At 61.0% G+C, this 21,400-nt stretch carries 17 protein-coding genes; 11 read left to right on the top strand and 6 right to left on the bottom strand.

Translation table 11 applies throughout. The features are described from left to right. Positions 1-156 precede the first annotated feature (156 nt). The 8 genes from FHT92_RS20750 to FHT92_RS20785 all read left to right on the top strand — a co-directional run bounded on the left by FHT92_RS20750 (position 157) and on the right by FHT92_RS20785 (position 10,391). Positions 157-882: a FadR/GntR family transcriptional regulator gene (locus FHT92_RS20750; protein WP_183828853.1), complete on the top strand. Its 726-nt coding sequence runs from the start codon at positions 157-159 to the stop codon at positions 880-882. Between the two features lie 79 nt (positions 883-961). After that, positions 962-2,470, top strand: coding sequence for an ABC transporter substrate-binding protein (locus FHT92_RS20755; RefSeq protein ID WP_183828857.1), 1,509 nt, complete (start codon positions 962-964; stop codon positions 2,468-2,470). A 62-nt stretch (positions 2,471-2,532) separates the two neighbouring features. Further along, on the top strand, positions 2,533-3,480 hold the full coding sequence (locus FHT92_RS20760) for an ABC transporter permease (protein WP_183749855.1): 948 nt from the start codon (positions 2,533-2,535) through the stop codon (positions 3,478-3,480). Next, positions 3,477-4,361 carry an ABC transporter permease gene (locus FHT92_RS20765; RefSeq protein ID WP_183828859.1) on the top strand — a complete coding sequence of 295 codons (885 nt, stop codon included), beginning with the start codon at positions 3,477-3,479 and terminating at the stop codon, positions 4,359-4,361. The genes FHT92_RS20760 and FHT92_RS20765 overlap by 4 nt, the downstream gene beginning before the upstream one ends. Positions 4,362-4,382: 21 nt before the next feature. Continuing rightward, on the top strand, positions 4,383-6,167 hold the full coding sequence (locus FHT92_RS20770; protein ID WP_183828862.1) for a gamma-glutamyltransferase family protein: 1,785 nt from the start codon (positions 4,383-4,385) through the stop codon (positions 6,165-6,167). Positions 6,168-6,169: 2 nt separating this feature from the next. After that, entirely contained in the window at positions 6,170-6,925 is a 756-nt protein-coding gene (locus tag FHT92_RS20775) for a DUF1028 domain-containing protein (RefSeq protein ID WP_183828865.1), read from the top strand. A gap of 39 nt (positions 6,926-6,964) precedes the next feature. Then, the gene (locus tag FHT92_RS20780; protein WP_183828868.1) at positions 6,965-8,803 is read left to right on the top strand and encodes an ABC transporter ATP-binding protein; all 1,839 of its coding nucleotides are present in this window, start codon (positions 6,965-6,967) and stop codon (positions 8,801-8,803) included. Positions 8,804-9,059: 256 nt separating this feature from the next. After that, the gene (locus FHT92_RS20785) at positions 9,060-10,391 is read left to right on the top strand and encodes a glucoamylase family protein (RefSeq protein ID WP_183749850.1); all 1,332 of its coding nucleotides are present in this window, start codon (positions 9,060-9,062) and stop codon (positions 10,389-10,391) included. 91 nt (positions 10,392-10,482) lie between these two features. On the opposite strand, the gene FHT92_RS20790 is transcribed toward FHT92_RS20785, so the two are convergent. From FHT92_RS20790 to FHT92_RS20815, 6 genes are all read right to left on the bottom strand, one after another. Then, positions 10,483-11,520 carry an ABC transporter ATP-binding protein gene (locus FHT92_RS20790; protein ID WP_183828871.1) on the bottom strand — a complete coding sequence of 346 codons (1,038 nt, stop codon included), beginning with the start codon at positions 11,518-11,520 and terminating at the stop codon, positions 10,483-10,485. Next, the gene (locus tag FHT92_RS20795) at positions 11,517-13,097 is read right to left on the bottom strand and encodes an ABC transporter permease (protein WP_210278555.1); all 1,581 of its coding nucleotides are present in this window, start codon (positions 13,095-13,097) and stop codon (positions 11,517-11,519) included. The genes FHT92_RS20790 and FHT92_RS20795 overlap by 4 nt, the downstream gene beginning before the upstream one ends. Positions 13,098-13,247: 150 nt before the next feature. Further along, on the bottom strand, positions 13,248-14,273 hold the full coding sequence (locus FHT92_RS20800) for an iron ABC transporter substrate-binding protein (protein WP_183828877.1): 1,026 nt from the start codon (positions 14,271-14,273) through the stop codon (positions 13,248-13,250). Between the two features lie 205 nt (positions 14,274-14,478). Then, positions 14,479-16,017 (bottom strand): aldehyde dehydrogenase family protein, encoded by a 1,539-nt coding sequence (locus tag FHT92_RS20805; RefSeq protein WP_183828879.1) that lies wholly within the window; start codon positions 16,015-16,017, stop codon positions 14,479-14,481. A gap of 25 nt (positions 16,018-16,042) precedes the next feature. After that, positions 16,043-17,326, bottom strand: a complete 1,284-nt coding sequence (locus FHT92_RS20810) for an NAD(P)/FAD-dependent oxidoreductase (RefSeq protein ID WP_183828882.1) — start codon at positions 17,324-17,326, stop codon at positions 16,043-16,045. A gap of 69 nt (positions 17,327-17,395) precedes the next feature. Further along, positions 17,396-18,802, bottom strand: a complete 1,407-nt coding sequence (locus FHT92_RS20815) for a VOC family protein (RefSeq protein ID WP_183828885.1) — start codon at positions 18,800-18,802, stop codon at positions 17,396-17,398. Positions 18,803-18,905: 103 nt separating this feature from the next. Here FHT92_RS20815 and FHT92_RS20820 point away from each other — a divergent pair, with 103 nt between their 5' ends. The 3 genes from FHT92_RS20820 (at position 18,906) to FHT92_RS20830 (ending at position 21,391) form a co-directional block, all read left to right on the top strand. Next, the gene (locus tag FHT92_RS20820; protein WP_183828888.1) at positions 18,906-19,814 is read left to right on the top strand and encodes a LysR family transcriptional regulator; all 909 of its coding nucleotides are present in this window, start codon (positions 18,906-18,908) and stop codon (positions 19,812-19,814) included. Between the two features lie 70 nt (positions 19,815-19,884). After that, positions 19,885-20,121, top strand: coding sequence for an Lrp/AsnC ligand binding domain-containing protein (locus FHT92_RS20825; protein WP_007825394.1), 237 nt, complete (start codon positions 19,885-19,887; stop codon positions 20,119-20,121). A 103-nt stretch (positions 20,122-20,224) separates the two neighbouring features. Continuing rightward, positions 20,225-21,391, top strand: coding sequence for a glycosyltransferase family 4 protein (locus FHT92_RS20830; protein WP_183828891.1), 1,167 nt, complete (start codon positions 20,225-20,227; stop codon positions 21,389-21,391). Positions 21,392-21,400: the final 9 nt, after the last annotated feature.

Raw genomic sequence — 21,400 nt, forward strand, 5'->3', positions numbered from 1 at the left:
GCGGTTCGCATTGAAACGTGCGCCTGTCTCTGGATCTGCCGCAAATCCAAGCCATTCGACCAATAAATAGGCAGGTATCTATATGCACAAAAAAGCGCTTGACGATCGACAGGATTTGGTTTGCATTGAACCAATATTAAATTGGTTCAGCCGATCATGGACGAAACGCAAGGTAATTCGAACTACGCGCTGGAGAAGCTGAGGACTCTCCTGCAGTCGGATAGTCTCGATGCCGATGGCAAGCTGCCAACCGAACGTACGCTCTCCGAAATCCTCGGCGTCAGTCGCCGCTCCATCCGCCGCGCGCTGGAAGTGCTGGAAGCCGAAGGCCGCATCTGGCGCCGGCAAGGTTCCGGCACCTTTGCCGGTAAGAGGCCGGACGGTTGGAGCAACCATGTCGATTCCATCGTCGCCGATACCGATCTCATGGAAATCATGGAAGTGCGCCTGCGCGTCGAACCGCAGCTTGCCCAGCTTGCGGCCATGCGCGCCAAGGCCGCCGATGTCGAGCGCATGTATGATCTGGTGAAGAAGATCTACGAAAGCACCGATGCCGACGGCCGCGAACTCTGGGATGGGGCGCTGCATCGCCAGATCGCCCAATGCGCCGGCAACTCATTCTTCCTCACGATCTTCGACGTCATCAACCGCGTGCGCCAGGACGAAGCCTGGCAGACCATCCGCGAGCGCGCCCGCAGCGTCAGCCGCACGCGCGAAGTCACCCATGGGCAGCACACAGCCATCGTCGATGCTATCGCCGCCCGCGATCCAGGAAAGGCCGGCGAAGCCATGCGCCAGCACCTGCTGACGCTGCAGGAAAGCCTCATCCGCATTACCTCCTTCGACCACAGCGAAACGCAGGCCGAGAAGGAGCCCACCTGAGCGAGGAAAAAGCACGGCGGAGATAACCGCCGGCTCGGCACGACGAATGTGAAACAAAAACATAACAGAGGAGAATGAAATGAAACCCGCCAGATTGCTGACATCAGCCGCAGCGGCAGTGCTCTTTGCGCTTCCCGCTTTCGCAGTCGAATTGAAGATCGGCCTGCAGGATGATGCCGACGTGCTCGATCCCGCGCAGTCGCGCACCTTCGTCGGCCGTATCGTCTATACAGCGATGTGCGACAAGCTCGTCGACGTCTCGCCAGATCTAAAGATCGTGCCGCAGCTTGCGACCGAGTGGAGCTGGTCGGCCGACGGCAAGGCGCTCACCATGAAGCTTCGCCAAGGCGTGAAGTTCCAGGACGAAACGCCCTTCAACGCAGAAGCCGTCGTCGCCACGATTGAGCGTAACATGACCCTCCCGGAATCGCGTCGCAAGAGCGAGCTGAGTTCCGTCCAGAAGGTCGAGGCATCAGGCGAATACGAAGTCAAGTTCACGCTGAAGAGCCCCGACGTCACCCTGCTTGCCCAACTTTCCGACCGCGCCGGCATGATCGTCTCGCCGAGGGCCGCGACGGAACTCGGCGCGAAGTTCGGCGACCATCCGGTCTGCGCCGGCCCCTTCAAGTTCGTCGAACGCGTCCAGCAGGACCGTATCGTACTCGAAAAGTTCCAGGACTACTGGAACAAGGATAACGTCTTCATCGACAAGATCACCTATCTGCCAATCCCGGATTCGACCGTACGCCTGGCCAATCTGCGCTCCGGCGATCTCGACATGATCGAACGCCTGGCCGCAACCGACGCCGAGACGGTCAAGAGCGATCCGAACCTCGTCTACAAGGATGTCGTCAACACCGGCTGGCTCGGCATCTATGCCAATGTCGGCAACGGCGCGCGCGCGGACAATCCGATCGGCAAGGACAAGCGCCTGCGCCAGGCCTTCTCGCTGGCAATCGACCGCGATGCCGCCATGCAGATCGTCTTCGAAGGCACCGGCGTTGCCGGCAACCAGCCTTTCCCACCGAACAGCCCGTGGTTCGACAAGGATGTTCCGGTTCCGGCCCGCGACGTCGAAAAGGCCAAGGCTCTCGTCAAGGCGGCAGGCTTCGACCGCATTCCGGTTGAAATGCAGGTTTCCAACAGCCCCGTGGTCATGCAGATGATGCAGATCGTCCAGTCCATGGTCGCCGAAGCCGGCTTCGACCTGACCCTGAAGACAACGGAATTTGCGACCCTGCTCAATGAGCAGACCGCCGGCAATTACCAGCTCAGCCGCTCCGACTGGTCCGGCCGCGTCGATCCCGACGGCAATATCCAGCAATTCGTCACCTGTGGCGCTGGCCTGAACGACAGCAAATATTGCAATGCTGAGGTCGATAAGCTGCTGAACGAGGCTCGCCAGTCTCCCGACGATTCCGTGCGCAAGCAGAAATACGATGCCGCAACTGCAATCCTCAATGACGACTTGCCGATCATCTTCCTCGGCCACCAGTCCTGGATCTGGGCGCTGCACAAGAACATCGCCGGCTTCATTGCTTCGCCAGACGGCATGATCCGCCTCGTCGGCGTGAAGAAGGAAGGCTGATAGCCGCACGCTTCAGGAACGCGGCGACCTCGCCGCGTTCCGCTGATGGTATCGGAGCGCCCATGTACAGGTTCATCGCCAAGCGGCTGCTGGTCGCCATTCCAACTCTGCTGATCATTTCGGTCTTTGTCTTCTCGCTGCAGAAACTTCTGCCGGGCGATCCGGTTCTGGCCATGGCCGGCGAAGAGCGTGATCCGCAGGTGCTGGAATTCCTGCGGGAAAAATATCACCTCAACGATCCCGTTCTTTACCAGTATTTCTACTGGCTGGGCTCAGCCCTGAAGGGCGATCTCGGAATTTCATTGCGCACAAACCAGCCGGTTCTCGAGCTCGTTGCAGAAAAACTGCCGGTCACCATCCAGCTTGCGATCATGTCGATGATCTTCGCCTTTGTGATCGGCGTGCCGATGGGCATCCTGGCCGCCGTCAAGAAGAACACCATCATCGACTATTTCGCCAACATCATCGCTCTGTCGGGCCTGTCGATCCCGAACTTCTGGCTCGGCATCATGCTGATCCTGCTGATTTCGGTGAACCTCGGCTGGCTTCCGGCTTCGGGCTATGAGCCTTTCTTCTCCAATCCGCTACGCTCGATCCAGACCATGCTGATGCCCTCCTTCGTGCTCGGCAACGCGCTCGCCGCCACGCTGATGCGCCACACCCGTTCGGCCATGCTGAGCGTCTTGAGCGCCGACTACATTCGTACCGCCCGCGCCAAGGGGCTTCCGGAAAGCTCGGTGGTGCTGGAACACAGCTTCCGCAACGCGGTCCTGCCGATCGTCACACTGACCGCTCTGCTTTTCGGCGAACTTCTCGCCGGCGCGGTTCTCACGGAGCAGATTTTCACCATTCCAGGCTTCGGAAAACTCATCGTCGATGCCGTTTTCAACCGCGATTATGCTGTCGTCCAGGGCGTCGTCATCTGCACGGCGATCGGCTTTATCCTGATGAATCTCGTGGCCGATGTGCTCTATGTCCTTCTCAATCCGCGCATGAGAGCGTCGCTATGACCGCAATCGATCAAGTCGCAACCGCGCCCGTCACGTCCATCGAGCAGCGTGCGCCGAGCCGCGCCTGGCGCAAGCTCAAAGCCAACAAGGGCGCGCTCGTCGGCCTCGCCATCATCGCCTTCTTCGCAATCCTTGCCATCATCGCGCCGCTCCTGCCGCTCCCCGATCCGAACGCCACGAGCTGGTCGACGATTCGCAAGCCGCCGTCAGCGGCCCATTGGCTCGGCACCGATGATATCGGCCGCGATATTCTCTCGCGCATGATCTGGGGCGCGCAGGCCTCGCTGATGGCCGGCGTCTTCTCGGTGGCGATCGCCGTTTTCATCGGCGTGCCCTTCGGCCTGATCTCCGGCTATTTCGGCGGCTGGATCGACATGATCATCTCCCGCATCACCGAGGCCTTTCTGGCAATGCCCTTCCTCATCACCGCGATCGCGCTCGCCGCCTTCCTCGGCCCAAGCTTGAGCAATGCGATGATCGCGATCGGCCTTTCGGCCATGCCGATCTTCGTGCGGCTGACACGCGGCCAGGTGTTGGCAGTGAAGACCGAGGAATATATCGAAGGCGCGCGCTCCATAGGGCTGCGTCACTTCAGCATCATCATCCGCTACATCCTGCCAAATGTTTTCGCGCCGATCCTCGTACAGGCGACGCTGACGATCGCGACTGCCATCATCGCCGAAGCCAGTCTCTCCTTCCTCGGCCTCGGCCAGCAGCCGCCGGCACCAAGCTGGGGCTCGATGCTAAACGTTGCCAAGAATTTCCTCAGCCAGGCACCGTGGATGGCGATGTGGCCAGGCATTGCCATCTTCCTCGTCGTTATCGGTTTCAATCTTTTGGGCGACGGCCTGCGCGATGCGCTCGATCCGCGCGAAGCATGACCCTTCGAAAGGACATATGAAATGACCGCATTCACGACCCGCCCCGAAATTCTGGGTACATTCGGCGTCGTCACCTCAACGCACTGGATTGCTTCGGCCGTCGGCATGAGCATCCTGGAAAAGGGCGGCAATGCCTTCGATGCGGCGGTTGCTACCGGCTTCACCCTGCAGATTCTCGAGCCGCACCTCGTCGGCCCCGGCGGTGACATGCCGGCGATCATTTATTCGAAGAGGAAAGACAAGGTCGAGGTCATCTGTGCCCAGGGCCCCGCCCCGGCAGGCGCCACCATCGAACACTATACGTCCGAGGGCCTGAGACTGATCCCCGGCGACGGCCTGCTGGCAACCGTCATTCCCGGCTCCTTTGATGGCTGGATGCTGATGCTGCGCGACTACGGCAGGCTGAGCGTGCGCGACGTGCTGGAGCCGGCGATCTATTACGCCGAAAACGGCCATCCGCTGCTGCCGCGCGTCTCCGCAACCATCAAGGGGCTTGCCGAATTCTTCGAAAAGGAATGGCCGACCTCCTACGAAACCTGGGTGCCTGGCGGCTCGGTCCCCGAACCGCATTCCAGCTTCAAGAACCCGGTTCTCGCCGAAACCTGGAAACGCATCATTTCAGAAGCGGAAGCAAAGCAGGGCCGCGAGGCGCAGATCGAAGCTGCCCGCGACGCCTTCTATCGCGGCTTCGTCGCCGAGAAGATCGCAAACTACCTGAAGACGGCCGAAGTGATGGATGCCAGCGGCAGCCGCCACAAGGCAGTGTTGACGGCGGATGACATGGCAAACTGGTCGGCAACGATCGAAGAGCCGCAGACCTACGACTATCAGGGCTGGACCGTCGCCAAGATCGGTCCCTGGGGTCAGGGCCCTGTCTTCCTGCAGACCCTGTCGATCCTCAGGGATATGGATATCGCCTCGATGGAGCCTGATGGAGCCGACTTCGTCCATACCGTGACCGAAGCCATGAAACTCGCCTTCGCCGATCGAGAGATCTACTACGGTGATCCCAAATTCGCCGAGGTGCCGCTCGATCAGCTTCTCTCGGACACCTACGCCGCCGCCCGCCGCAAACTCATCACAGACGAAGCCTCCTTCGACCTGCGTCCCGGAAAGCTGTCCTGCTTCGAGCGGCAATATGACGCAACAATGGAGATGCTCGGCGCCGATTCCAAGACCGGCGCCGTCTACGAGCCGACCATGGCGCACCTGACGGAAAAGCGCGGCGACACCGTCCATATCGACGTTATCGACCGCGAAGGCAACATGGTCTCGGTCACCCCCTCGGGCGGTTGGCTGCAATCCTCGCCGATCATTCCAGGCCTCGGCTTCTGCCTGAATTCGCGCGCCCAGATGTTCTGGCTGAAGCCCGGACTGCCGACATCGCTCGCTCCCGGCAAGCGCCCGCGCACGACACTGACACCTTCGCTCGCCCTTTATGAAGGCCGCCCGACGCTCGCCTTCGGCACGCCCGGCGGCGACCAGCAGGAACAGTGGCAGCTCTCCTTCTTCCTGCGCTATGTGCACCACAAGATGAACCTGCAGGCGGCAATCGACCAGCCCCTCTTCCACACCTCGCATTTCCCCGGCTCCTTCTATCCGCGCACGCGTGAACCGGGCGGTCTGATGGTGGAAGGCAATTTCAGCGCTGCCGTACTCGACAGTCTGCGTGCCCGCGGCCACAAGCTCACCGTCGCCGAACCTTGGACCATTGGCCGCCTGACGGCAGCCCGCCGCGATGCCGACGGCCTGCTGCGTGCCGCCGCCACGCCGCGCCTCATGCAGGCCTATGCGATCGGGAGATAAGCATGACCTGGTCCATCGTCGCCCGCGATCCCGACACAGGCTATCTCGGCATTGACGTCGCCACCCGCTTCTTTGCGGTCGGCGGGCTGGTGCCGCATATCCGCGGCGGCATCGGCGCAGCCGCGACGCAGGCCTTCGTCAGCCCGCTCTACGGCACGGACGGGCTCGCTTTGCTTGCTACCGGCAAGGCGCCGGATGAGATCATCGCAGAACTGACCGCCCGTGATGCCGGCCGAGACCAGCGCCAGCTTCACCTGATCAATGCCGAAGGCCGCAACGCCGCCTTCACCGGCGCCAAATGCATCGATTGGGCCGGCCATCTGCTCAACGACAATGTTTCCGTCGCCGGCAATATACTGGCAGGTCCTCAAGTCGTCGCCGAGACGCTTGCCACCTATAAGCAGGCAATGGACAAGCCTTTCATCGAGCGCCTGCTCGAAGCCATGCAGGCCGGCGAGGATGCCGGCGGCGACAAGCGTGGCAAACAGTCTGCCGCCCTCCTCGTCCATCGTGATCAGGATTATCCCTGGCTCAGCATCAGGGCGGACGATCATCCTGACCCGCTCGCGGAATTGCGCCGGCTCTATGCTGTAGCGCAAGAACGCTACATGCACGTCGCCGAAACGATGGCGACGAAGGCCAATCCCAATGGAATGATCGACAGGCGCGAGATCGATGAAAGGATCGCGGCGCTCGAGGCCGCGCGCATTGCTGAAGGACGGCCGTCCGCCTCACTTGCCACGCCTTTGAAGACCTGAAATCCCAGCGCTCTGGCACAAAAAGAATAAGGGAACGATATGAGTGATCAGCCTGCAACATCCGTCTCTCCGGTTCTTTCCGTCCGGAACTTGACAACCTCCTTTCTCGCCGACGGCGAGTGGAGATCCGTCGTCCGCAATGTCTCCTTCGATGTCATGCCGGGGGGAACAGTCGCCATCGTCGGCGAGAGCGGGTCCGGCAAGAGCGTCACCTCGCTTTCCATCATGCGCCTGCTCGCCAAGGGCTCGAGCCGCATCGAAGGCAGCATCACGCTCAACGGGCGCGATATCCTTTCCCTCTCCGACAAGGAGATGCGTTCCGTGCGCGGCAAGGATGCCGCCATGATCTTTCAGGAACCGATGACCAGCCTGAATCCGATCTTCACCATCGGCAGGCAGATTTCCGAAGCGCTGACGTGCCATGGCGACATCAGCAAGGCCGACGCGCGAGCCGAAACGATCCGCCTCCTGGAAAAGGTGCGCATTCCCAATGCCGCATCCCGCTTCGATGAATATCCGCACCAGTTTTCCGGCGGCATGCGCCAGCGTGTCATGATTGCCATGGCACTTGCATCGAGGCCGAAGCTATTGATCGCCGACGAACCGACCACCGCACTCGACGTCACCATCCAGGGCCAGATCCTCGATCTCATCAAGGTGCTGCAGGAAGAGGAAGGCATGTCCGTTCTCTTCATCACCCATGACATGGGCGTCGTCGCCGAGATCGCTGACCGCACCATCGTCATGTATCGCGGCGAAGCGGTCGAAACGGGCACGACGGACGATATCTTCAATCGCGGCAAACATCCCTATACGCGCGCCCTGCTCTCTGCCGTGCCGCGGCTCGGCTCGATGGATGGTCGCAAATGGCCGCTGCGTTTCCCTGTCATCGACACGGCAACCGGCGAACGCCGCGAACCGGTGGAAGTGGCCGAAACCGTCGACCGCCGCAAAACGCCAATCCTTGAAGTGAAGAACCTCGTCACACGCTTCGATATTCGCGGCGGTCTCCTCGGCCGCAAGACTGGCGCCATTCATGCCGTCGAGGACGTTTCCTTCGAACTCTTCCAGGGCGAGACGCTGGCCCTCGTCGGCGAATCCGGCTGCGGCAAATCCACGACCGGACGCTCGATCACGCGCCTGGTGCAACCGAATGGAGGCTCTGTCAGCCTTGACGGCTATGACGTGCTGAACCTCGACCCGATCAGCCTGCGCCAGATGCGCCGCAGCATCCAGATGATCTTCCAGGACCCCTTCGCAAGCCTCAATCCGCGCATGACGATAGGGGCTGCCGTCGCCGAACCCATTGTCGAACACGGCCTCGGCACCCGCGCCCAGGCCCGCGACAAGGCCGCCGACCTGCTGGAACGCGTCGGCCTGAAGCCCGATATGATGAAGCGTTACCCACATGAATTTTCCGGCGGCCAGCGCCAGCGTATCTGCATCGCCCGCGCCCTTGCGCTCGATCCGAAGGTGATCGTCGCGGATGAAAGTGTGTCCGCCCTCGACGTTTCGATCAAGGCCCAGGTCTGCAATCTGCTGATGGACCTGCAGCAGAGCCTCAACCTTGCGTTCCTTTTCATCTCCCACGACATGGCCGTCGTCGAACGCGTCAGCCATCGCGTTGCGGTCATGTATCTCGGCGAGATCGTCGAAATCGGCCCACGTGAAGAGCTCTTCCGCAACCCGCAACACCCCTACACCAAGAAGCTGATGGCGGCTGTTCCGGTGCCCGATCCCGCCCGACGCGGCATCCGCCGCAACCTCGGCACCGACGAGCTGAAAAGCCCCGTCCGCCCCGCGGGTTACGTGCCTCCGAAGCGTCAGTTTCGTGAGGTCGTAGCAGGCCATATGGTGCGGATGGAGGAAGCCGCCTGAGTTAGTCGATCAGGCTCAACCGAAAGTTTACGCATGATAGATATTGCACGGGATGGACTACCTCGCGGGAGTGCAGTTTAATCCCTTTTGCTGCATCGCTTATATCATTTATCCCAGATATTATTTCACGGGGAAATTATTAACGCCAATCGCCGACGTTTGTGTTCTCTTATCCTTGCGAATCAAAAAGGTTTGATTTGCGTGGGGCAGCCACCATGTTGAAGCATGGGGCGATAGAACAGTTGGGCAGGAGCACATGCTGCAACGGATTGAAGACATTGATGCCGCGCTAGTCGACAGGCTGCAGCATTCAGCGTTCAAATATTTCCTGAAATATTCCAATCCTGAAAACGGCCTCGTGCCGGATACGTCTATCCCTGGCGTACCGGCGAGCATCGCCGCAGTCGGCTTCGGGCTTTCCTCCTATCCTGTTGGCGTCGAGCGCGGCTGGATAAGCCGCGCGGAAGCTGCCGAGCGCGTTTTCAACACGCTGCACTTTTTTGCCAACGCCAAGCAGGGTACGGAACGCCACGCGACTGGCCATCGCGGCTTCTTCTACCACTTTCTGCACGTGGATACGGGCAACCGCGCCTGGAACAGCGAGCTTTCGACCATCGATACCGCTCTGCTCGTCGCCGGCATCCTGACCGCCGCGCAATATTTCGACGGCGAGGATGAAACCGAAACCGAGATCCGTGCGCTCGCAAAATTCATCTACGAGCGCGTCGACTGGCGCTGGGCGCTGAACAAGGGCGATTGTATCTCGATGGGCTGGAAGCCGTCTTCGGGTTTCCTGCGCTGGCGCTACCATGGCTTCGATGAAGCGATTATCCTTTACACGCTGGCGCTGGCGTCACCGACCTACCCGATCCCGCAATCGAGCTACGACGCCTTCACGGCAAGCTATTCGTGGATGATCTTCAACGAGCAGCCCTATCTCTATGCCGGCCCGCTCTTCATCCATCTCTTCTCCCATGCCTGGATCGATTTCCGCGGCATCCAGGACAAGCCGATGCTTGAGCGGAACTGGGATTATTTCCGTAACACGCAGGTCGTCATCAATGTCCAGCGCGATTATGCGGAACGCAATCCCGGCCAGTTCGTCGGCTATAGCAAGGATATCTGGGGCTTCACCGCCTGCGATGGCCCCCCGCCGACGCGGCGCATGCGCGGTGGCCGCAATCCGAAAGTACTGGGTTATGCCGCCCGCGGTGCTCCGCTCGGCCCTGATGACGGCACGATCGCGCCCTGGGCAGCGCTCGGCTGCCTGCCCTACGACCGGCAGGCCGCCCTCGATGGCACCAAGGCTCTGCTGACCACCTATCCGAACCTGCTTCTGGAAGGCGGCTTCCCCGGCGGCTTCAACCCGACAGTTCAGACCAAGCGGCCGGAAGGCTGGGTCGACGACCGCACCGTGGCTATCGACCAGGGCCTCCTCGTTATGACGGTCGAGAACGACCGCTCCGATTTCATCTGGAAGCTGATGCGCAAGAATCCAGTCATCCGTCTCGGCCTCGAGCGCGCCGGCTTTACCGGTGGCTGGCTGGCAGGCGAAGAGCCGCAAGAGCTGGTTCTGAAGGCGGGTTAAGCAATTCCAGCAAAAGTGTGCAGCGGTTTTGCGTCCGGAATTGCGTTAAGGAGCATTTTCGGGTTTCGAAGAAAACGGAAATGCTCTGAACTTACCGCACGAAGACATGCGCCTTGCCGGCGATATCGAGGCGAACGAGATCGCCTCGCGTCGGCAATGCCACGCTTGATGTCTTGATCAAGATCGGCGGCAGGGCGACAGCCGCAAGCGACACCGCCACCGTGCAGGTTGCGCCGCCGAATTCCACATCCACGACGCGCCCGCCGTACTTCGCGTTGGCCTCGTCGACGACGACGCGGATCTGCTCCGGCCGCAACATGATTTCCGCTTTGCCCTGATGGCCCCCCTCAACCGGCACACTGCCAAGCGCGCAATCGGCAAAGCCGTTCTTGATGATAGCGGGCAGCATCACCGCATCGCCAAGGAAAAGCGCCGTCTCGCGATCCCGCGGTTTGAGATAAAGCGTCTGCGGCGTGCCGGCCTGCACCAACCGCCCTTCACGCAAGACCGCAACCTGATCGGCAAAGGACAGCGCCTCTCCCTGATCGTGTGTCACGAGAACGGCGGTGATGCCAGCCGTTTGCAGAACGCGGGCAACAGCCTTGCGCATGTTTTCCCGAAGGCCTGTATCCAGCGCAGAAAAGGGTTCATCAAGCAGCATGAGGCGCGGACGGCGACCGAGCGCGCGGGCAAGCGCCACACGCTGCTGCTGGCCGCCCGAAAGCTGGTGCGGGCGGCGATCCAGCATACTGTTTTCCAGCTCCACCATTTCCAGAAGGTCGCGAATACGCTTTTCGCGATCCGGCGCCCCGCGCTCGAAACCGAAACCGATATTTTCAGCGACACTCAGATGCGGAAAGAGAGCGCCATCCTGCGAGACAATGCCGATGCCGCGCTTGTGGGCGGGAACGCAGGCCGGTCCGTCAGCGAGCACCTCACCATCGAGCATCACCCGCCCGACATCAGGCTGTTCGAAGCCGGCGATGATGCGCAGAAGTGTCGTCTTGCCGGAACCGGAGGGACCGACGACCGCCGTGCGGCTGCCTGCCTGCACTTCGAGCGAGATATCCTTCAGGGCTTGAACCGGGCCGTAGCGCTTGCTGATAGTGTCGATCGTAAGCAGCGTCATTGGCCGGCAGTCCGTTTCGATTGGGTATAGAGCATGAGGGTAAGCGGCAGCGACAGCACGACCATCATGAAGGCGTAGGGTGCTGCAGAGACATAATCGATCTCGCTGGTCATCGACCAGAATTTCGTGGCGAGTGTATCGACACCGTTCGGCGAGAGCATCAGCGTCGCCGTCAGTTCATTGGTGATGCCGAGCGCGGCGAGTGCCACGCTGGCTGCGGCCCCCGGCGCTGCGAGCCGCATGGTGATCTGGCGCACTGCCTGTCCCGGCGTCCGGCCAAGCCCCATTGCCGCCCGCTCCAGTTCGACAGGCGCCTGCGCGATGCTGGCGCGCAGCCCGACCATGGCGCGCGGCAGGAACAGCAGCACGTAGGCAACGAGCAGCGTTGCAAAGGTCTGGTAGAGCGGCAGAATAAGCCGGACAGTGATGGAAACCAGCGCGAGCGCCACGACGACGCCGGGCAGCGAACCGACATAATAGTGGCAGGCTTCGAGAATACGCTGGAGGCGGCCCGGCGCGCGCACCGAGAGCCAGGCCATGGGGGCGGCGGCGATTGTCGTCAGCACGCCGCCGGCAATGGCGAGAACGATCGTCTGCACAAAGGCGCTCACGACCTCGAGACGCCAGATGCCGAGCCCACCGAGATAAAGCCAGCGACCGAGCGTAATCAGCGGCACGCCGAGCGTCAGCACTGCGAGAATGATCGGCAGTGCCAAGGCAGGCGCCACGAACCAGCCGAGCCGGCGGCGATCGGCAGGGCGAGCCGAACCGGAGCCGACGCGCGCATATCGCTCATTGCCGCGCAACAGGATCTCGAGCCCGAGCAGGAACAGGCAGCAGGCGACGAGCACGCCGCCGAGCATATTGGAAGCCGGGCTGTTATAGGAAGACTGGAACTGGTCGACGATCGCGGTCGCAAACGTGTCGAAGCGTATCATCACGAACAGACCGTATTCCGACATCAGGTGCAGCGCGATCAGCAGCGAGCCGCCGCAGATGGCAAGGCGCAGCTGCGGCAGGATCGTGCGGAAGAAGACGCGCCACGGATCAAGGCCAAGCGAGGCCGCAGCATCCTCGATCGCCGGGTCGAGCCGGCGAAGAGTGGCGGCAACCGGCAGGTAGAGGAAAGGGTAATAGGCCACCACCGAAACGAAAACGCCGCTCTGCAACCCGCGCATGCCTGGAAGCAGGCTCACCCAGGCATAGGAATGCACGAAGGCCGGCACGGCAAACGGGGCAATAGCGAGCCACGCCCAGAGCCGTGCGAACGGAATATCCGTCCGCTCCGTCAGCCAGGCGAGTGTTACGGCAAGCGCGATAGACAACGGAATGGTGATCGATTCCAGGAGAACCGTATTGACGAGAAGCTCGCCGACACGCGGGCGGAAGACCAGCGTCTTCACCGTTTCCCAGCCGACATCATAGGTCACCCAGGCAATGAAGCCGAGCGGCATAAGGCTGAAGATCGCCACGATCGATGCGAGGAGAACGACGGAAGCGTGCGGCATGGGCCCGCGCGGCAAACTCATTCGCGCGGCCCCTGGCGTCACCGGCGCCTTATTGCCGGATGCAAGCAATCTATTGTCCTGCAGCAAGGCCGATGCCTTCACACGCTGAAAAAGGAAGGCAACCGCTTTTGAAGAGCGGTTGCCGGATTTCGTCTTGCCCTAAGGTTTTCTTGAGCCAAAAGCAATAGTTTTGGCCGGAAGAAGCCTGCGGCAGAAAGGTTAGATGAGGCCGGCGGCTGTCATCAACTCCACGACCTTCTTGCTGTCGAGGGTCGAGGCTTCGACCTTCGGCGCGTCAAGGTCAGCAAGCGGAGTGAGCTTGTCGTTGGAAGCGGCGTCCTTGCCGACGGCATATTCATAGGAATCGCCATCCTTGAGAACGGCCTGGCCGGCCTTGCTGGTCAGATACTTGATGAAAGCCTGAGCCTCCTTCATGTGCTGCGTGGACTTCAGGACACCGCCGCCGGAAACGCTGACGAAAGCGCCCGGATCCTGGTTCTTGAAATAGTGGAGGCCGACATTTTTGCTGTTTTCGCCGGTCTTGGCCTGATCGCCGAACCAATAATAGTGATAGATGATCGCGCCCTCGACTTCACCGGCGTTGACGGCCTTCATCGCAACGCTGTTGCCCTTGTAGGGAGTGGCGTTGTCCTTGAGGCCTTTTAGCCATGCCTTGGTGGCTTCTTCACCCTTCAGCTGCAGGAAGGCCGCGACGATTGCCTGGAAATCAGCACCGGCGGGTGCGGCACCCCAGCGGCCCTTCCAGGCCGGATCCTGAAGTTCGGCCATCGACTTCGGCAGCTTGTCTTCCGTCAGCTTCGTCTTGTCATAGACAAAAACGGTGCTGCGGGCGGCGATGCCGGTCCACATGCCGTCAGCCGGTCGATACTGCTCGGGAACCTGATCCAGCGTGTCCTTCTCGATCGGCGCAAACAGGCCGGCACCATCGACCAGCGTCATCGCCGGCGAGTTTTCGGTGAGGAACACGTCGGCCGGCGATGCATCGCCTTCCTGGATGATCTGATTGGCGAACTGCATGTCGCTTCCCTGGCGCATGGTGACCTTGATGCCGGTCTCCTTGGTGAAGGCGTCGATCCATTCGCGGCCGAGGCTTTCGTGCTGGGCATTATAGACGACGATGCCTTCTGACTCCTGCGCATTGGCGCTGCCTGCGAGCGCAGGGGCGGCAAGAAGTGAAGCGGCAAGCGTGAACGCGCCGGACAAACGGTTAAAAGCAATTTTCATGATGGCCTCCGTGGCGATGTCACCCGAGTTCCCAAGGATGATGGGAGGCGTATATTTTTGTTGACTGATGACTTCAAGTTTCGAGGTCAAAAATAACATCAAATTATCTTGACTCGATCTTTCATCTTCGCAGGGAATAAATCCGGATGTTGTCAAAAAAAGCGACGCCAGTGAGGCGCCGCTTTTTAGATTCCAATGCGTTAACTTATTCGACGTCGAACTTGACGCCTTGCGCCAACGGCAGGGTCTTGCCGTAATTGACGGTGTTGGTGGAGCGTCGCATGTAAGCCTTCCAGGCATCTGAACCGGATTCACGGCCGCCGCCGGTCTCCTTCTCGCCGCCAAAGGCTCCGCCGATCTCAGCACCGGACGGACCAATATTGACATTGGCAATGCCGCAATCCGAACCCCGCGAGGACAGGAAGGTCTCCGCTTCGCGCATATTGTTGGTGAAGATCGAGGATGACAGGCCCTGCGGAACGGCGTTGTGCAACTCTAGCACGGCGTCGAAATCGCTGTACTTGATGACGTAGAGGATCGGAGCGAAGGTTTCCTGCTCGACCGGGCCGGTCTGCGCGGGCATTTCGACGAGTGCGGGGCGAACATAGAACGCTTCTGCCGAATCATTGTCGACACGCTCACCACCGACGACGGCGCCACCGGCAGCCTTTGCCTGGCCGAGGGCCGCCTGCATCTTCTCGAAGGCCTGCCCGTCGATCAGCGGGCCGACCAGAGTACCCGTGTCCAGCGGATTGCCGATCGTCACCGAGCCATAGGCCTTCTTCAGCCGCGGAACGAGCTGGTCATAGACGCTCTCATGCACGAAGAGACGGCGCAGCGTTGTGCAGCGCTGGCCAGCCGTACCCATCGCCGCGAAGGCAACGCCCCGCAGCGTCAGATCGAGGTCAGCCGTCGGGCAGACGATTGCGGCATTGTTGCCGCCGAGTTCCAGGATCGCGCGGGCAAAGCGCTGCGACAGACGCGGACCGACCGCGCGGCCCATGGCCGTTGAGCCGGTGGCCGAAACCAGCGGGATCTTCGGATGGTCGACCAGCACTTCTCCTACCTCGCGCCCGCCGATCAAGAGCGTCGAGAGATTTGCCGGCGCCTTGCCACCTTCAGCAGCAAAACGCTTCAGTGCCTTCTCGAACAGCGCCTGCACGGCAAGCGCCGTCAGCGGCGTCTTTTCCGAAGGCTTCCAGACGGTGGAATTGCCGCAGACGATGGCGAGTGCCGCATTCCACGACCAGACGGCCACAGGGAAATTGAACGCCGAGATGATGCCGATGGCGCCGAGCGGATGCCAGCTTTCCATCATCCGGTGCTCGGCACGTTCGGTGGCGATCGTCAGGCCGTAGAGCTGGCGGGAAAGGCCGACGGCGAAATCGCAGATATCGATCATTTCCTGCACCTCACCGAGGCCTTCGGAGGTGATCTTGCCGACTTCGATCGAGACGAGGCGGCCAAGCGCTACCTTGGAGGCACGCAACTCTTCGCCGAGCAGGCGGATCAGCTCGCCACGCTTGGGTGCCGGAACGCCACGCCATTCGAGGAAAGCCGTGTGCGCCGCATCGATCGCCGCCTTGGCGTCGGTAACAGAATGCTCCTTCAGCTTTCCGATTTCCTTGCCCGTGATCGGTGATGTCACCGAAAGCGTACCGCCGGTGTATCTGTTGGCATCGACGCCGAGATCGGCGAGCAGCTTGGCGGTTTCGGTGGCGAGATCGAGGACGGCGATGGTCATTGTCTTGGTTCCAGTCTTGTTGTTCTCAGAAACGGGCATCGGCGAAATGGGCGACCTGAGCGCCGGCTTCGTACCATAATTCCTTAAGGGCGCGGAAGCTCGGCTCACGAGGATCTGTCAGCGGCAAAGGCAGATCCGCTTCAGCCATCCGGCCAAGAATATGCTCCGCCAAAGTGCGGCCGAACACTGTCCCCGGCGCGATCCCGCGGCCATTATAGCCCGAAAAGCCGATGACATTGGGAGCGAATTTGTGGAAGCGTGGCAGCGCATTGTCGGTCATGCCGATCTGTCCGTACCATTCACATTCGAATTCGATATCGCCGATCTCGGGGAAGAGCCGCTTCAGCGAGCGCTTGGCCCAGCCTTTGTGCACGGAAAGGCCGGTGTTGCGCAGCGCCCCGACACTCCCGAAGACCAGGCGGCCAGCCTGATCCATCCGGAAGGAGGAGAGGATTTCCTTTGTATCCCACACACCCTCGCGATTGGGCAGGATCGAGCGGCGTAGGTTGTGGCCGAGCGGCACGGTGGCGAAATTGAAATAGGGCAGAAACACCTGCTCGCTGCGCACCTGCTCCCAGGGGCCGGTACTGTAGGCGTCGGTCGCCACGATAATCCAGTCGGCGCTCACCTGTCCGCGTGCCGTCTTGACCACCCAGCGGCTGCCCTGCCGGTCGGTTGCGATAACAGGGCTTGCCGTGTGCAACACGACACCCGCCTTCTGCGCCGCATGGGCAAGCCCGCGCGCATAGGCAAGCGGCTGTAGCGTGCCGGCCCGCATGTCGAACAGCGATCCGGCATAGGCATTCGTACCGATGCGTTTTGCCGTCTCATCCGCATTAAGCAACGCGACGGGTGCACCACGCGCCGACCATTGTTTGTAGCGTTCCTCGACTTCCTTCAGCCCATCGGGACCGACAGCGCAATGCAGCGTACCCTGCTTTTCGAGCTCGCAGGCGATACCATGCTTTTCGATCAGCGCCATCACCAGCTGCGGCGCATTGCCGAGCAGATCGAGCAGCCGCTCGCCATAAACAGGGCCGAGCACACCGGGCAGGTCATCGGGCATGACCCACATGCCGGCATTGATGAGGCCGACATTGCGGCCAGCGCCGCCGAAACCGATCTCCTTCGCCTCCAGGAGCACGACCCGCGATCCAGCCTCGGCCAGATGCAGGCCGGAGGAAAGGCCGGTATAGCCGCCGCCGACGATGACGACATTGGCCTCGGTGGCGCCTTCCAGCGCAGACGTGACGGGCGGCTGGGGAGCAGTCTTTTCCCACAGGCCGTGGGAGCGCGGATCATTGAGCATCGGACAGTCCAGTCTGGATCGAAATCGGTACTCTAGCGCCGCTCCCGCCTCTGCGGAAGCGGCGGATTGTCAGGCGACCGTCTTCAACTTCAGGCCGGAAAGGCCGAGCTTTTCCATGGCCATGTCGAGCGAGGCGGCCTGCCGCTCGTCGTAAAGCGCGAGCTCGTCCTGTACATCTGCGCCGAGCGCCTCTTCGAAGACATCCCGATTCGAGCGTGTCGCATAATTCTGCTGCTGATCCGTACCGAGGTTCGACTGAAAGATACCGGCCGCGCTGACCGGCAGGAAATCCTCGTAGATAATAGGATCGAACCGCAAATAGCCCTTGGCGATCAACGCGTCCAGATCGGAGGGTAGTTCTCCCCTGGCCGCAATACCTTCGGGCGTCGCCGAATAGTGGAAGAAGGCAAGTCGGCCGCGCCGCAACTCGTCCCAGCTGTCCGGCAGCGCTTTAAAACGCTCGGCAAGTTCGGCATCGTAGTCGCCGGCCTTGGCGCCGGATGCACCGACCTGCACTTCGCCTCGTACCGAGGCAAGCAGCCGATCATAGAGTGCCCGGCCCTTCGCCGTCAGCGCCACGCCGCGCTGTTCGATCTCGCCGAAGCGCGCCGTGTGCGTGCCTGATCTCGTCCCGGCCTCGCCGGTAAAAGCAATCGGCTCTTCCAGAGCCTTGAAGCTCGTCTGCCGCAGCAGGATATCGCAATTGCGTCGCGGCGGGCCTTCGATGACGGCCTTGGGCGTGATGCCGCGCTCTGGCATGCGCCGCTGCACCTCATCAATATCGAGGGTGCGCGGCGTCAGATGGTTGATATGCGGCCCCTTGAAACTGACGACATCGGCAATGAGGCGATGCGCATCATGCAGACGTTTGTAGGTCTCGGCGCTGACCGTCGCCTCGCCGTGCCAGCGGAAGGTTTCCAGGGCCTCGGCAACAAATTCTGCGGCTTCCGCTTCCGTCAGACCGCCGGCCTTCTCATTCTGTTCGATGAGGGCGATGGCACGCGGTGTGTAGACGCGCCGTCTGGCGAGGATTGCCGCGGCTTCAGCGCGCAACTCTTCGTCTTCGATCAATTCCAGCCGCAACAGAGAAGTAAAGACACGGAACGGATTGATGTTCAGCGCCTTTTCTTCGACAGGCCTGAAGCAGGTAGAATGCACGGGAACACCGGCGACCGAAAGATCGTAATAACCGACCGACTGCATACCCATGACGGCAAAGAGCCGTCGGATTGTGAAGAGTTCCTCAGCCGTTCCGAGACGGATCGCACCGTGGCGCTCGACATCGATGCGCTCGAGCTCACCTGCATGCCGAAGCCGCTCGCTGAGTTCCTGGTCTTTCGCGAGGACTTCGGCGTTGACCTCCCCCACAAGTTCGATCAGCGCCCCGTATTGCGGCACCTCCGTCCGGTACATCTGCGACATGGCTTCGGTGAAAAGCGAACGGATGCGATCCGTGGAGACGAAAGCGCCGGGCATGAGGAAACTCCGCGTTCATTCCGATTTTGCAGGATGAAGTTCTTTACAAGGGCTATCAAGCCGTGAATATCGACGTTTCGGAAATAGTTCATTCTGAGATGGAATGATCATGCTTTCAGCAAGACGTTTTTTGCCGTCGATTTCGCATCTCGCCGCCTTCGAGGCAGTGGCGCGAACCGGCAGCGTAACGGCAGCAGCACGCGAACTCGACCTGACGCAGAGCGCCGTCAGCCGCCAGATCAAGGCGCTGGAGGAGCAACTCGGCGTCGAGCTTTTCCTGCGCGAGCGCCAGACGGTGCGACTTACTCTTGCCGGAGACGCTTACGCGCGGGAGATCCGCGAGGCACTCCGCCGTATCTCCAGCGCCTCGCTGAACCTGCGTGCTAATCCGCATGGCGGTACTTTGAACCTCGCCATTCTGCCGACCTTCGGCACCCGTTGGCTGGCGCCGCGCCTCGGCCGCTTCCTTGCCGGCAATCCGGGCGTCACGATCAATCTCGTGACCCGGCTTTCCTCCTTCGATTTCCGGCTCGATTCCATTGATGCCGCCATCCACTTCGGTCATCCCCACTGGCCAGGCGCGGAACTCACCCTTCTGATGTCGGAACGCACGCTTCCTGCCTGCAGCCCGAATTTCCTCAAACGCAATGCGATCTCCCGCGCGGAAGACCTGCTGACGATGCCCCTTTTGCATCTGACGACGCGGCCTGATGCCTGGGAGCGCTGGTTTGCCGATAACGGCGTCACCTTCGAAAGCGTCCACGGCATGCTGTTCGACCAGTTTGCGACGGCAGCACAGGCGGCGATCGCCGGCCTCGGTGTCGCCCTGCTGCCGACTTTCCTCATCCAGGAAGAGCTGAAGCGCGGCGATCTGGTCGCAGCCGTCGACCGCGAGATGGAGAGCCGCGAGCGTTATTATCTCGCCTTTCCGCCGGAACGTGCCGATTACGCCCCGCTTGCCGCTTTCCGTGATTGGATCGTCGCCGAAGCCTGTTCAGGTTCAGACACGTAAGGAAGGCTTGCATCGCAGCCACGCTTTCGACCATTATGCGCGCCATCAGAATTCGATGCAGGAAATTCCCATGAAGCCGATTTTCGTCCAGCTCCAGTGCGCGCCCGGCAAGACCTACGAGGTTGCCGACGCCATCTACAAGACCGAGCTGGTCTCGGAGCTCTATTCGACATCAGGCAACTACGACCTGCTGCTCAAGGTCTACATCGAGGAAGGTCAGGATATCGGCAAGTTCATCAACGACAACATTGCCAACATCCCCGGCATCGTTCGCTCGCTGACGACATTGACCTTCAAGGCATTCTGAAGCGATTAACCATCCCACCAATAAAGCCGGAAGGATCACTTCCTCATATACCGCACCTTAAGGCTCGGTATGGCTGGTCATTCCCATAGAGAACAGGTGGGAAATGTCCCTCTCCGTGGTAGAGACCGTCGAGAACAGCCCGCAGCCGAAAGCTGCGCCCCTCATCGTGCACGTCGTACGGCAGTTTCTGCCCAACCGCGGCGGCCTTGAGGATGTGGTCGCCAATCTCGCCCGCCAGACCCTGAAACGCGGATACCGCGTCCGTGTCGTCACGCTCGATTCGCTCTTTACCGCTCCTGACGACAAGCTTCCGGCGCGCGAAACCATCGACGGCATCGAGGTTGTCCGCATCCCCTGGTCCGGCAGCAGCCGCTATCCGATAGCACCACAGGTCTTCCGCCATATCGGCGATGCCGATCTCATCCATGTCCATGCAATCGACTTCTTCTTCGATGCCCTCGCCTGGGGCAGATTCCTGCACCGCAAGCCCATGGTTGTCACGACCCACGGCGGTTTCTTTCACACGAAGAAATTCCTTGTCATCAAGAAAGTCTGGTTCAGAACGCTGACGCGGCTCTCGGCGATCGCCTATCGACGCGTCGTCTGCTGCAGCGCGTCGGATCTCAGCCAGTTCGTCCAGATCGTCCCCGATGGCATGACCATCGAGAATGGTGCCGATATCGGCAAATTCGCCGATGCCGCCTCGCGCACGCCCGAGCGGCGCATCGTCACGATCGGCCGCTTCTCCGTAAACAAACGGCTCGATCTTCTGCTGGACGCGATGGCCGCACTCCTAAAACGTCATGCCGACTGGCATCTCGACATTATCGGCGCCGAATCCGATCTTGATGCCGCTGACGTCAGGCGGGAGATTGCCGCAAGATCGTTGCAAGCATCCGTAACCCTGACCGTTTCGCCGGACAATCACGCGATCCGCGGCATCATTGCCAAGGCATCACTCATGGCTTCGGCATCGGAATATGAAGGTTTCGGAATCGTTGCGCTGGAAGCGATGAGCGCTGGCCTGCAACCGGTCCTCAACACCAACGAGGCCTATCGCGCGCTCGCCCGGCGGCATGAGGAAATCATCCTCGCCGACTTCACGAAGCCGGAACTGGCGGCGGATGCGGTCGAGAAAGCCTATCGCAACGTCACCGTCGAGGGTTCGTCCTTACGGAAGAGCCTCATGCAAGCCGCCCATGCCTATTCGTGGGATGCCGTTGCGGAACGGTATATGGACCTCTACCGCTCAATCGGCATTGCCACTTAAAAGATCAGG

It is taken from the genome of Rhizobium sp. BK377, from assembly GCF_014193935.1.
Lineage (GTDB): Bacteria > Pseudomonadota > Alphaproteobacteria > Rhizobiales > Rhizobiaceae > Rhizobium.

Excerpts from the sequence above, each read along its gene's own strand:
- FHT92_RS20820 (WP_183828888.1), top strand. The coding sequence starts at position 18,906 with ATGATCATGCTTTCAGCAAGACGTTTTTTGCCGTCGATTTCGCATCTC.
- FHT92_RS20765 (WP_183828859.1), top strand. The coding sequence starts at position 3,477 with ATGACCGCAATCGATCAAGTCGCAACCGCGCCCGTCACGTCCATCGAG.
- FHT92_RS20755 (WP_183828857.1), top strand. The coding sequence starts at position 962 with ATGAAACCCGCCAGATTGCTGACATCAGCCGCAGCGGCAGTGCTCTTT.
- FHT92_RS20760 (WP_183749855.1), top strand. The coding sequence starts at position 2,533 with ATGTACAGGTTCATCGCCAAGCGGCTGCTGGTCGCCATTCCAACTCTG.
- FHT92_RS20805 (WP_183828879.1), bottom strand. The coding sequence starts at position 16,017 with ATGACCATCGCCGTCCTCGATCTCGCCACCGAAACCGCCAAGCTGCTC.
- FHT92_RS20775 (WP_183828865.1), top strand. The coding sequence starts at position 6,170 with ATGACCTGGTCCATCGTCGCCCGCGATCCCGACACAGGCTATCTCGGC.
- FHT92_RS20790 (WP_183828871.1), bottom strand. The coding sequence starts at position 11,520 with ATGACGCTGCTTACGATCGACACTATCAGCAAGCGCTACGGCCCGGTT.
- FHT92_RS20770 (WP_183828862.1), top strand. The coding sequence starts at position 4,383 with ATGACCGCATTCACGACCCGCCCCGAAATTCTGGGTACATTCGGCGTC.
- FHT92_RS20830 (WP_183828891.1), top strand. The coding sequence starts at position 20,225 with ATGTCCCTCTCCGTGGTAGAGACCGTCGAGAACAGCCCGCAGCCGAAA.
- FHT92_RS20815 (WP_183828885.1), bottom strand. The coding sequence starts at position 18,802 with ATGCCCGGCGCTTTCGTCTCCACGGATCGCATCCGTTCGCTTTTCACC.
- FHT92_RS20825 (WP_007825394.1), top strand. The coding sequence starts at position 19,885 with ATGAAGCCGATTTTCGTCCAGCTCCAGTGCGCGCCCGGCAAGACCTAC.
- FHT92_RS20785 (WP_183749850.1), top strand. The coding sequence starts at position 9,060 with ATGCTGCAACGGATTGAAGACATTGATGCCGCGCTAGTCGACAGGCTG.
- FHT92_RS20780 (WP_183828868.1), top strand. The coding sequence starts at position 6,965 with ATGAGTGATCAGCCTGCAACATCCGTCTCTCCGGTTCTTTCCGTCCGG.
- FHT92_RS20800 (WP_183828877.1), bottom strand. The coding sequence starts at position 14,273 with ATGAAAATTGCTTTTAACCGTTTGTCCGGCGCGTTCACGCTTGCCGCT.
- FHT92_RS20750 (WP_183828853.1), top strand. The coding sequence starts at position 157 with ATGGACGAAACGCAAGGTAATTCGAACTACGCGCTGGAGAAGCTGAGG.
- FHT92_RS20810 (WP_183828882.1), bottom strand. The coding sequence starts at position 17,326 with ATGCTCAATGATCCGCGCTCCCACGGCCTGTGGGAAAAGACTGCTCCC.